The following is an 11,370-nucleotide window of genomic DNA, read 5'->3' as shown; positions in this document are numbered from 1 at the left end:
GCTGTCGTGTGACGTGACTCGCCGCGGGAGCCCAGTTATCTATTAGACAGACTTGATAAAAGTTTTTTGAACTCAGGAGTTATAGGGATGGCCTATTGGCTTTTAAAGAGCGAACCCGACAGTTTTTCATGGGCTGACCAAGTCGCGCGCGGAACACACGGTGAGCCTTGGACTGGGGTTCGCAACCATCAAGCCAAGAATTTCCTCAAACAAATGACCCTTGGCGACCGTGCCTTCTTTTATCATACAGGCGATGAAAAGCAGATTGTCGGCGTCGTCGAAGTCGTTCGCGAAGCCTATCCAGACCCGACTGATCTTGCTTGGTTTGCCGTTGATGTGGTCGCCCAGCAAGCTTTAAGTCACCCCATTACCCTGGCGCGGATAAAGGCAGATCCCGTGCTTTGCGATCTTGCCTTGGTGAAGTCGCCGCGCCTGTCGGTGCAGCCGGTTTCAGATGCGCATTGGCATTATCTGATGGGCCAAGCCTAATCCGATTTCGATTTGAAAATCTTGCCATAGGCCAAAAAATTGAACGTGGATGCGACCAGCGTTCCTGCCGCCATCGCCACAAGCAGCGGGAGATTGACCAAGCTTGCACCGACAAAAACCAAATAATTGATCAGAAGGCCGATCAGGCTTGCCGCCACATAGGCGATCACTTCCTGCCACGTCGGCATCCCGGTTGCTGCGAAGGTTGCCTGTCGATTGAGGACGAAGGTGAAGAGCACAACCACAATCAACGACAGGGCCCGACTAACATATTTATCAAGGCCCGCATGGACCATAGCAAAAACCAGTCCCGCATCGAGGCCAAAGGCTAACCCACCGACAATCACAAAGCGCAGGATGCGCGCGCCCGTGGATTGGGTCTTGAGGAGTTCAAAAGTTTTCACGCAGCAACTTTCTCGCGATTGAAAGCAGAATGCGCTTTGAAGATTAAGATCATGCCAAAGCCCTGATGCTACGGACGGTGCCCATCTGGTTCGTCCTCATTGCAGATTCAGGCTTCTGTGTCAGATGGAATTCCCACATGCGGGGTCCTGTTCATCACTCGCAGTACACCTTATGCACATCAGGAACGACGTAACTTACGGTGTCTCAAGTCGATGTCTCTTGCTGAACCCACAAATCCGACTGAACAGGCCCCCAAGACTTCCCCGGTCAGGCTTTTATTTCGCTTGCTCTTGGTCGCCGCTATCCTGATCGCGACCTATCACTTGCTGGACCCATTTTGGAAGCGAGTCTCGGTTTGGAATCTGGCCGATAATGATGACGCCATGCGGGTGTTGCAGGTGCGCGATTGGCTCGCGGGACAAGCTTGGTTTGACGTTTCGCAACATCGCTTCACCGAACATCCAATTAGCAATATTCATTGGTCTCGCATTGCTGACTTGCCGTTGGCTTTGAGCATGCTGATCACCAATCTGATCTTTGGTCCGTCCATGGGGGAAAAAGTCGCGGCATTCATCACCCCAATTTGGTTGGGCGTGATCTATGTGGTTATTGGTATGCAGGCCTCAGTGGCTTTGGGCGGAAAGAAGGCCCTTCTGCCAGCCATCTTCCTCATCACCTGCGCGCCAGCCGCCCTGAATTACTTCCTCCCCGGCCGGGTTGATCACCATGGGCTGCAACTCATCTTCCTGGCAACCGCCCTATGGGGCTTAGTGGCGGGAAGTCGCAAAATGGCAGCTTTAAGCGCACTTGCCATCGCCCTTGGCATTGGCGTTGGCCTCGAAGCCTTGCCGTTGCAGCTTGTCCTTATTGCTTGGGTGGCGTTGCGCTGGGCGGCACGCGGCGGCGATGTACAGGATGAAACGCGCTGGTTCGCAGTCAGCCTAGGCTTAAGCCTCGCTCTTTGTTTTGTCGCGACCGTGCCCGAGGCAAAATGGGCAGCACCGGTCAATGATGCCATTGGCCGCGGCCATGTGGTTTTGGGAGTGTTGGGTGCCGCCTTACTCAGTTTGGCGACTTTTGTACCTACAGCTCGATTGGGTCCCAAGGGCGGGATTGCTGTTCGCCTCGCTCTCTTGGCGGTGATTGGCGTCCTTGTTCTGTCTGGCGTGCGCATCTTCCCAGAATTGATTACCTCACCCTACGCCCAAATCGACCCGCTGTTGAAACGGCTCTGGCTCAATAATGTCACCGAGGCGGCACCCTTGATGAAGACAAAATTGAGCGTGATCCTCGCCTTTGCTCTGTTTCCGGTCCTTGCGGGGATTGCCAGCATTGTCGCCGTCCTATGGGCCAAGGGCAAAGAGCGGGATTTATGGATTTTGGCGGCGGTCACGATTTTTGTCTCCGCCGCTCTTGCAGTTTTCTGGCAGGGCCGTTCGGCGGGGCTGGCAACGACCGTTTCTGGGATCATGACGGCCGCCTTGGTTGGCAAACTGATTGAACAAGTCAATTTGCGCACCGCTTTGATCGTCGCCCTCCTCGCCAATCCAATCATCCCGGGCCTTATTGGCTCAAGAGTGGCTGAATATTTCGAGCCTAAGCCTACGAAGTTTTCGACCGGCGGCGGCGCAGGGTGTTTCACCGAGCGGGCCTTTAGCAGCCTTAAGGCGCAGTCTCCAGGTCTGGTTGTCGCGCCCATTGATATGGGCGCGCGGATCTTGTTGACGACCCCGCACCGCGTGCTGGCTGTGCCTTATCATCGCAACAATACGGGCAATCTTGCGGCCTATCGTTTGTTTATGGCCAAGCCCGATGAAGCCAAGGTTATGGCCAAAGCCTTGGGCGCTACCTATGTCGCCATCTGTACCCGGTCGGCCGAGGTTGCGATTCTGTCGCGGCAAAGCCCCAAAGGCCTGATGGTGGAGTTGCGGGATAATCGCATCCCGGCTTGGCTGACGCCCATTGAAAAGCCAAAGGGCTCGAACGTGCAAGCCTATAAGGTCAATCTTGACTAATTGGGAATCGGTGGTTGATCCCCCGTCATGGCACGTGCTGGGCGTGGATGCTTTTGGCTTGTTGTTTAAAAAAGGTTGATTTTATAGGCTTTATTGCCCTTGCGACTTCATAGTCGCAATTGGGTGAGCTCATTTGATTCGGGGTATTGCACACCGCCGCCCTCTCGTGGTTGAAGGGGCTTGCAAGTGTGGAGAAACCTGTGTCGAAGCGCCAGAAAGGGCCCCTACCCCATCCAGCCCCGGGAATTGGTGCCGCTTGGCTGGGTGATCGCCCCGCCTTTGGCTTTGGCGATGGGATGATGAAGCTGGGCGAGGCACTGCTTCGCTGCCATGACGGGGGGATGTTGGCCATGCAGGCTAGCCCCGATGGCCAATCCATCTGGACGGCTGGCGATGATGGCAAGCTGGTTCAAGTCGATAGCAGCGGTCAAGTTCATGAGCGGCTTCATGTGCCACGCAAATGGCTCGACTCGCTCGCCATCTCTCCGGATAGCCGCATTGTGGCCGTTGCTGCCGGTCAAACGGTGCATGTGCTTGGGCCAGATGCGACTTCTCAGGAACTGCGCCCACCCAAAGGTCCGACAGCACTGGCCTTTACCCAAGACGGACAAGAGCTTGCGATCACCCATAGCGGGGGTGTCAGCCTGTTTGAGCGCTCATCTGGGGAGTTAGTCCAAGAAATTCCTTGTGCCGGTGGGCCGATCTCTGTGGCCTATGGTGCCAATGACGCGTTTTTGTTTGTTGGCTTGTCTGAACCTGCTTTGGCCGGATGGCGGCTTCAGGATGGACAGGCTTTCAAGATGGGGGGCTATCCGGCCAAGCCGCGTTGCCTCGTTCAAAACAAGACCGGCTCGGTGCTTCTCACCTCAGGTGGCCCTGCACTACTGGCCTGGCCCATTGTCGCCGGTAAAGGTCCAATGGGACAATCGGCGGGTGTGTATCGACCACGGCTAGGGCTTGTGACCTGTGTGGCCGTCCAGGATGCACGCGCTTTGGTTGGCTGGTCAGACGGCGGGGTGGATCAAGTAGATTTGGCTTCGGGAAAAACAGGCTTTCTGGCCGGCCCTCGCCCGCGCCATGAATTATTGGATGATCCCCGCAAGATGCGCCGCTCCATCCTCAGTTTGGCATTTCATGCCTCAGGTAAACGCTTTGCTTATGTCGGCGAAGATGGCAGCTTTGGCCATCAATGGCTGCAATAAGTAGTACTAGCGCCTTAAAACGGGCTTGGGCACATTTTGATGTGTGCCCAAAAGCCCTCTTAGAAAGACTCTTAATAGAAGAGTTAAAGAGTTAAACACCTGAGAAGTGCCTTTTTCGGGTTTGTCTTCAAGGGTTTGCAGTCACTCTGCGCGGGTGTTCCCCCGTGGATGAGCGTCCGATCCCCCGAGGTTCTTGTGGGTGTTCCACCGCCAGTGCGGCGCCCATTCCCCCGACAGAAAGTGGGTGTTCCCCCGTGGGTTTGGTGGCAAGCTCTTGGATCGGCTGAACTCAGCCACCGTCGATAAGGTGGCGCAATGAGTTTCTTGTCACAGCTCGACCGAGCCATCCAGGCTTTAGCAATTTTCCTCTTGGCTGGGACGATCTCGCCGCGGGCCAAATACTCGGCGAGGCGCGCAGCGTTTAGAACACGCGAGAAGGCCTTTCTGAGGTTGGCGCGAACGCAATGGCCATGATGGTCGTCATGGGCTTTCTGGGGGTCGATGGGATAGCCAAAGCGTCCATACCAAGAGCGCCGGGCAAGGGCATGGGTGGCGCCGTCATCGCCTTCTTTGTGCGCTTGTTCCACTCGCAATAGTACCCGCGCATCATTATCGTTTGGCGATCTTGCCTCGGCTAAAGCCCCAATACAGGCACGTGAATCAATCAAGGTCTGAAAACCTTGGGCCTCTCCAGAATTCTAATTCCTAAAGTCTGCCTGCTCTACAGCCATCTCTCTGAGCACCACCCCGCCCCTTTCGGTCACAGACATGATCGCGCCGATGGGGCAACTGCTTTCTTGACGACTAGCGATCAAGATTTGGTGGCCATCTCTCGCAAAACTGGGTTTATCCTTCTGGTTGGACCGAATGAGCAGGCCAATGGGGGGAGTTTCCAGGTCGCGCGTTTGAATGAGCGAAAAGCCAATTGGGGTTTTCCCGACCTTTTCGGATCGCACTTCGAAATCAATGGGCCAAAAGGTCATGGCGTAATTGCCTTTGGCAACATTTAGCTCTGGCCCAAGTTTGGAAAGGTCATCAACAGGCAAATTTTCCGCTGGGACTATTTCAAGCGCGTTTTGGCAATTTGGCTTCAACGACTGGGGTGACTGTGACCAAGCGCTAGAGTTCCACGCAAAGAGACAAACGGTGGAGCAGAGAAAAATGTTGAAGCGTGATTGCGTCATGGTGCGTATCTGATCCTTCTAGGATGGGCAAAGATTAGGTTCTGATTGGCTTCATCGCCCCCAAAGTGGGTGATCCCCCGTTAAGTCACAGCAGCAAATCGCCCTGCTTCTTGGCGATGGTGTCGGCGTATAATTGATCAAATTCAATGATGGCGTCAGAAATGGCGGTGCGTTCACCCGCGTCGCGACGGATGAAGTGGGCGGCGGGGGAGCCGTCGGCGGCTTTCACAATCGTCATACTATATTCGGGCAATTCATCGCGCAGGGCGATCTTGCGCATCATGCGCGCAAATTCTTTAGGCTCGGAGTCCGAACCTGTTTTGTCCTTAAGTACCGAAAAGCGGCAAAGCCAGCCCTTCTTTTGATCGCCGGCATGCTTGCGGGCAATGCGGTAGAGCGCGCGTTCGAGCCCACCGGTCAGGCTGAAATAGTCTGGGTGCATGGTCAGCAATTGCTTTTCCTGCGTCACCCCTTCGTAAATCCAATTGGACAAAGTGATGCGAAGCGCGCGCGGTTGTTCCGTAATGGGATCGACTTCAATGTCCCACTCGTCAATCCAGGAGAAGCGACGGTCCCTGCCCCGCTTGGCGCGCAGCGACGTGAAGATGGTGGTCGAGGCTAAACGATCGAGGGCGGCACGTAGTTCCTGATAACCCTTACCGCCCGTATCCCGCTTAATCGCCCGTAATAGGTCATAGGCGGTGGTGCGCAGCGTGCGCGGCAGATCATTGACGCCCTGCTGCTTTAGCCTGTTCAAAGCGCTGGCTGCCCAGATGAGAATATCAGCGTCCCAGATCGTGGCCATGCCATAGGCGGGCACTGCTTCGACCTTGACCCATACTTCGCCATCGGGGCTGCGGTAATCAATCGGCTTCAAACGCTTGCGCTTTTGCAGCGAAAAGAAGGGCCGCTCCATCGTCTCCCGCTGATCTTTCAACGGGATGTCGTGTACCATCGGGATGAAGAAGTCGAATTGAGGGTCATCTTTGCGTCGCGCGGACATAGCTGTCTCTCTCTTTCGAATGTTGCCACAAAGCTCGCACGCGAGAGGGCAGAAGCATATCCCCGGTGACGCACCAAAGGGTGCAGATAAGGCGTGTCCCGATTCTGGGCTTTGACCAAGCCAATCGGGCTTATTGGGTGGTGTTTGAACTACACTATCTGATTCTGCGGCTGCGCAGGATGAATCAGGCTTTCGCCGTCAGACAGGTGGAGCTGTTGATCTGTCGGCGTGTGGACACGTCTTCAGGTCGCCACGTGGTTGTGACAAGACCCCCACCCGCAGGCGCGTTGCCGCTTAGCGTTCACCCATCGGGTGTTTGCCATAATGGCGCAGGACGAAATCTAGCCCCTCACCCACCAGATGTTGGACCGTCACATCGCGCTCGGCAGCCAAAATACGCAGTGAGCGGGAAAGTTCTGGACTGAAATAGCCAGCCACCATTACCCGTCCATCTCGCGCTTTGGCCTTCTGGGGCACGGGCATGGCAAAATTGGGCGGTGCAAAGACCGGTGCTGGGGCCATTGGCTCGGCGGTTGAAACCGGTGCCGGGGCAAGGGCGGCAACGTGTGGTTCTGCCACGGGTTGACTGTCCTGATTAGCTGGGGCGGTCATCTGGTATGGGCTTGTGTTGGGCTGTGCGGCTACGGCAGCGAGGCGCGCTGCGAGGCTTGGTGCTTTGGCCATCTATCTCCCCTTCCCTTTTGGGTACATGTGCTGGTTAGGCCGCTTGGGCGACGGTTTGGGTTTTGGTGAGGCGGCCCATCATCCATTCAAAGACCGCATCGACTTCGCTGGCGGCTTTGCAGCCTGGTTCATATTCGCTGGCAGTATGGCCATCAACGACGGCATGGCGGAAGGCCGCCCTTTCTGTCAGGCAAACCGGGGCCAGTGGCATACCAATCCCGCGCACAACGGCAGCAGCATCTTCAACCAAACTCGCAGCCCGAGGTGGGACGGCGTTGAAAATCGTATAGGCGGGCTTTTGCGCGATCCGCATCAGCTCCCCTGTCGTCTTGATGGCATGAAGGTCAAACGCGCTGACCCGGGTTGGCACCAAAACCAGGTCAGCAGCACGCGCCGCAGAGACTGCTGCGGCATCTGCAGCCGGTGGGCTATCGAGGATGCACAGATCCACCCCAGCTTGGGCGGCTTCCTGTAAGGTGGCCTCTAGTCGTGTGTAAGGCGTGGCGACGACGGCTGGATTGTCCCCGCCCCGCCAGTCGCCCCATTGCGCGGCGGTTGCTTGAGGGTCGAGGTCGATCAGGGCCACCGAGAGGCCCTTGCGCGCAGCCGCAACAGCGAGGTGAACCGACAAAGTTGTCTTACCTGCCCCACCTTTTTGGCTGACTATGGCTACTACATGCATCTTCCTACCTCCTCGTGTCCACATGCGGCCATGTGGTAAATTCGGCGCGTCGTCATTCTGGAAACCCCACGTCTGGAGGCCCCCACACGTGGGCTTGGGAGACAAGGCGAGGTGTCGGCCTGTCCGAAGCTGGACTTGTTGAAAAGTCGCCGCCTCCCCGTGTCCACATGTTGAAAGACTAGACTTTAAACCTTAACGATTCCTTATCGATACTCTGAAAATTCGCCTCTGGGGCGAGGCGAACGTCAAGGTGGACGTCACACCATCTTTTCGCAAATTGGGCGCTGTTGGTCGATTTTTGAGCCAAGGCGGGGCAGGTGAGGGGGCTGGCAAGGTTGGGCCAGCCCATCTGCTGAGCTGGACCGGCATATTTCGGCTTACTAGGGCCTTCGGAGGCCCTTCGTCGACAAAAAGACGGCTTGTGGCCGTGTCCACACATCGACTTGTCCTCATGTGCGTTTGTCGATGGGTGGGCGCGCGCAGATGTTGGCTTGTGGGGGCGTCCACGGGCCGACAAATCGACATTGCCACACTTTAGATCTGTCCACGCGCCCGCACGTCGATTCTGTGGACGTGTTGACGCAAAAATCCGCTAGAAGGGGAGGGGTGGCGGGACGTTCAGGCCTGGCAGGTGCGTCCAAAGTCGTGTTTTTGCCCATCGGCGCACTAGATGGGCCACCCAGCAACACACATTCATGCGCTCAAATCATCGGGGTATCACACACGCCGTGCAGGCGACTTGTGCAGCTGGCGGATCAGCAAAAAGCGGGTTCAGAAGTGGCTTTATACTTTTCACAGCAGGCATAAAGCGCGAGCGCCATCGTTTGTGCATCAGCATGACGCGCCATCGCCCACATGGGACCCGCTTGTGTCCAATCGGGTTCGCCATGACCCGCTTGGCGCCAAATCCAGGCCACCGCATCATGGATGAGATCATCGAGAATAATGTCTTGATCGACCCGATAGTCGGGATCCCGCTCATGACGATTGGCGAGGACGTTCAGCGCTTCGAGGCAGAAGGTGCGATAGGCAGGGTCGGGGATGGTCTCGAGGCGAACTTCAATCTCCAGCGCGAAATCTTTCTCCCAAGCCGTCAAGTCAGAGCGTGCGACTGCTGCGTCCAATCGGTTATTCGCGCCAAACACAATCCCGGGGCAAACATGCAGCAACGACCACAGGCGGGCAAAGAAATCATTGCCCACACGGGTCAAAATTCCCAGGCGTTCGCGCCATTGTTCCCAGTCATTGCCAATTGCTTGCGCCGAGGGTGTTAAAGCGAACGCTGGGGCAGGGGAGACCACCGCCCGAACCGATGGTGTTTCCAACAGAATGGACTTCACGCGGTCAAACAAAACGCTCGGGGGTTCTGCCACCAGATTATCCATCCCGCCGGATTCTTCTTGCCCCAATCGTCCCACGATTTCCGTCAGGCGGATTGTTCTCATGCCGCGCACGGCATTGGAGTCAGATTTGCTGAACAGGCCCAAAGCCTGCAGCACTTCTTGGGCAATCACCGCATGCAATTTGGAGTGCACACCATCCTCAATCATGGTCACAAGCTCGCCCTCCGAGACCGGGCGGGTAATGACACGTCCTTCGCCAAAACCAAGCCGGCGCAATCGAACAACAATGTCTTTGGCCGAATCCTGTAGTCGGGGGTCGGTGCGGTTCAAACAGGCAGCACCTCGCCGGGCCGTCGCCCAATCGCCCGCCCGTCCGGCAGCTTCATAAATGCGCTCGACCTCTACTTGATCGCCCGATGCGATGGCCTGATCCATGCTGGACCCAAAGCCTTGGTCGATGGAATGGGGCAGGCTTGGTTTCAATTCTGTCTTGATTTCATGACGCAGGAGCGAACCAATTGACCGAGGTTTGGCCTGGGCGCGCAACACATCGACCATACGCATCAGTTTGGTTCTAGCAAAATCCACTTGGCCGCGCTGGACCTCGTGCAAAAGCTCGACCAAGCGGTCCACGCCGGTCCCTTGCATGGCGGTTGCATCGACGCAGAGGATAAAGACAGGATGATCCTGCCCCCGCCAATGCCGCGCCACATAGCGAAGATCGCCGCGCAGGCGGCGTGCACGGGCGGCCGCATCATAGCGAATATGGTGGTCATGGGCTTCCAGAAGCGTTGCCGAGAACACAACTGGCCGTCCCTCAGACTCATAGATATAGGCATTGGCCAATGGCCCAAGCCGCTTTTCAGGTCGCCCCGTAAGACCCAAGTGCACATTGCTGCCAATCTGGGTCCAAACGCTGACCAAATCCCCAGCCGGACGGATAATGACCTCCGATCCAAGTTCGGCCATCCGGTCACACATCAGCCCCAAGTCGTAAAGCTTCGCCGCGGTTTCCTCATCCTCTGCCACAATGGCAAAGGCGATCTCGGGCTGATGGCTACGATTGAGGTGATGGCGTCGACCAAGTGGGTCAATGTCTTCAGGGGCTAATAGACCTTCTTGCAGCATGGCCCCCAATGCCCAGATCGACTGTGCCCAGAGTAGGGGCAAATTGGCATTGGCGACGCGGTCTTGACTGCCCGGTGCGGCCGCTTCTGCCTCCACCGCATCGGCCTCGACATAGTAAAGCTCTGGCAATAGGGGCAGGCCATCGCGCACTTGGAACAAAGGCTCAAGCCTGTCTGCCCACGCACTTGCGCCGCGTTTATCCCCCGTCATTTCGGCATCAACAAGAAGATAAGTAAAAAAGAGCGGCCATTCGGACTCGATATTGGCGAATTTTGAGAGCTCACCCGCGTGATAGTGTAAGCGGTGCTCGTCTTCCACCGTCGTTTGATGGCCGTCGCGCAAGAAGCGCTTACAGCCATAGCGGCCAGCCAGCCGATCCAGGATACGTCCGCGCGTATGAGCAATCATCACTTTGTCGTCGACCGCAAAAGCGGGCCAGCCGACCACTGCCAGCAACGCGGCATCGGTCTCTTTCGACGCGGATTCGCCGGGCAAAAGGACCTGCAGGGTCTCGCGCGCCCGGGCAATATCATCAGCCGGCACCCGAATGGGGCCACGGGTCTGACAGCCAAAGTCCAACCCATCCATCGCCTCGAGCGCTGCTTTGGCAACACCGACGGAGCTCGCATTGATTTCCACAACGCCATCATTGGATTTGCGGCCACGCTCCCAAATCCCATAATCGGCAATCCGATAGGCGGGTCCAATATAATGTACCAGGTTTTGGACAAAATCGACTTCATCGGCGGTCTTGAGAATCTTAAGCCCGCCGGCCGTCATTTGTGCCAAGAACAAGAGGAAGAGGGAGGTGGCATCAATCTGCAAATGGCCCCAATGGGCGTCGCCAACGACAGGCTTCCCGGTGGCTGCATCATATTTTGCGTGCAGACCATCAAGTGGGTCTTGCGTATGCTTAAACCGCTCTACCTTATCGGCTTGGCCCATCATGGCCGACAGCAGGCCCCGCATGAGCCCAATGACATTGGCTTCCAAAAGATGGGTCCGCTCTGATCCAGGGTCCAGACGCTTATAGGCGCAGGCCAAGCCCCAAACGCCAAGGATGGAATAGACATTGTCGCGCACCCAAGCATGCGCATAATCCCCGTGGACGGTTTTGGCGGTGCTGGCAGGCAAAAGGCCTGCTTCGGCGCTCAAGCGCTTCAGAAAGATCGCGTCTATGTGGTCATACCAATGACGGAGGCGCGCTTCCATGTCCGGGGCTTGATCGTTCATGT

Annotated in this window: 9 protein-coding genes; 4 read left to right on the top strand and 5 right to left on the bottom strand. The window is 56.7% G+C overall.

Annotation, left to right across the window (positions count from 1 at the left end; genetic code table 11):
• Positions 1-87: 87 nt before the first annotated feature.
• On the top strand, positions 88-489 hold the full coding sequence (locus tag B7364_RS02910; protein WP_085338449.1) for an EVE domain-containing protein: 402 nt from the start codon (positions 88-90) through the stop codon (positions 487-489).
• Here B7364_RS02910 and B7364_RS02905 read toward each other — a convergent pair.
• Complete coding sequence (locus tag B7364_RS02905; protein ID WP_085338448.1) at positions 486-893, bottom strand: GtrA family protein; 408 nt, start codon at positions 891-893, stop codon at positions 486-488. The genes B7364_RS02910 and B7364_RS02905 overlap by 4 nt on opposite strands.
• Positions 894-1,106: 213 nt before the next feature.
• Here B7364_RS02905 and B7364_RS02900 point away from each other — a divergent pair, with 213 nt between their 5' ends.
• The 3 genes from B7364_RS02900 (at position 1,107) to B7364_RS18240 (ending at position 4,707) form a co-directional block, all read left to right on the top strand.
• Positions 1,107-2,909, top strand: coding sequence for a hypothetical protein (locus B7364_RS02900; RefSeq protein ID WP_085338447.1), 1,803 nt, complete (start codon positions 1,107-1,109; stop codon positions 2,907-2,909).
• A 200-nt stretch (positions 2,910-3,109) separates the two neighbouring features.
• Positions 3,110-4,111 carry a WD40 repeat domain-containing protein gene (locus B7364_RS02895; protein ID WP_157893449.1) on the top strand — a complete coding sequence of 334 codons (1,002 nt, stop codon included), beginning with the start codon at positions 3,110-3,112 and terminating at the stop codon, positions 4,109-4,111.
• Between the two features lie 464 nt (positions 4,112-4,575).
• Positions 4,576-4,707 carry a hypothetical protein gene (locus tag B7364_RS18240; protein ID WP_269798752.1) on the top strand — a complete coding sequence of 44 codons (132 nt, stop codon included), beginning with the start codon at positions 4,576-4,578 and terminating at the stop codon, positions 4,705-4,707.
• A 673-nt stretch (positions 4,708-5,380) separates the two neighbouring features.
• On the opposite strand, the gene B7364_RS02885 is transcribed toward B7364_RS18240, so the two are convergent.
• The 4 genes from B7364_RS02885 to B7364_RS02870 form a co-directional block, all read right to left on the bottom strand.
• On the bottom strand, positions 5,381-6,298 hold the full coding sequence (locus B7364_RS02885; protein ID WP_085338444.1) for a replication initiator protein A: 918 nt from the start codon (positions 6,296-6,298) through the stop codon (positions 5,381-5,383).
• Between the two features lie 294 nt (positions 6,299-6,592).
• Positions 6,593-6,982, bottom strand: coding sequence for a ribbon-helix-helix domain-containing protein (locus B7364_RS02880; protein WP_085338443.1), 390 nt, complete (start codon positions 6,980-6,982; stop codon positions 6,593-6,595).
• A gap of 34 nt (positions 6,983-7,016) precedes the next feature.
• Positions 7,017-7,664, bottom strand: coding sequence for an AAA family ATPase (locus B7364_RS02875; protein ID WP_085338442.1), 648 nt, complete (start codon positions 7,662-7,664; stop codon positions 7,017-7,019).
• 755 nt (positions 7,665-8,419) lie between these two features.
• Positions 8,420-11,368: a glycoside hydrolase family 15 protein gene (locus B7364_RS02870; protein WP_085338441.1), complete on the bottom strand. Its 2,949-nt coding sequence runs from the start codon at positions 11,366-11,368 to the stop codon at positions 8,420-8,422.
• Positions 11,369-11,370 lie beyond the last annotated feature (2 nt).

It is taken from the genome of Aquidulcibacter paucihalophilus (assembly GCF_002105465.1).
Lineage (GTDB): Bacteria > Pseudomonadota > Alphaproteobacteria > Caulobacterales > Aquidulcibacteraceae > Aquidulcibacter > Aquidulcibacter paucihalophilus.
The sequence above is the reverse complement of the archived record's forward strand: the minus strand, read 5'-3'. Positions and strand labels throughout refer to the sequence as shown.

Bases quoted from the DNA above. Each gene is read 5' to 3' on its own strand.
- B7364_RS18240 (WP_269798752.1), top strand. From the start codon at position 4,576: ATGGCCATGATGGTCGTCATGGGCTTTCTGGGGGTCGATGGGATAGCC.
- B7364_RS02885 (WP_085338444.1), bottom strand. From the start codon at position 6,298: ATGTCCGCGCGACGCAAAGATGACCCTCAATTCGACTTCTTCATCCCG.
- B7364_RS02875 (WP_085338442.1), bottom strand. From the start codon at position 7,664: ATGCATGTAGTAGCCATAGTCAGCCAAAAAGGTGGGGCAGGTAAGACA.
- B7364_RS02910 (WP_085338449.1), top strand. From the start codon at position 88: ATGGCCTATTGGCTTTTAAAGAGCGAACCCGACAGTTTTTCATGGGCT.
- B7364_RS02900 (WP_085338447.1), top strand. From the start codon at position 1,107: ATGTCTCTTGCTGAACCCACAAATCCGACTGAACAGGCCCCCAAGACT.
- B7364_RS02870 (WP_085338441.1), bottom strand. From the start codon at position 11,368: ATGAACGATCAAGCCCCGGACATGGAAGCGCGCCTCCGTCATTGGTAT.
- B7364_RS02880 (WP_085338443.1), bottom strand. From the start codon at position 6,982: ATGGCCAAAGCACCAAGCCTCGCAGCGCGCCTCGCTGCCGTAGCCGCA.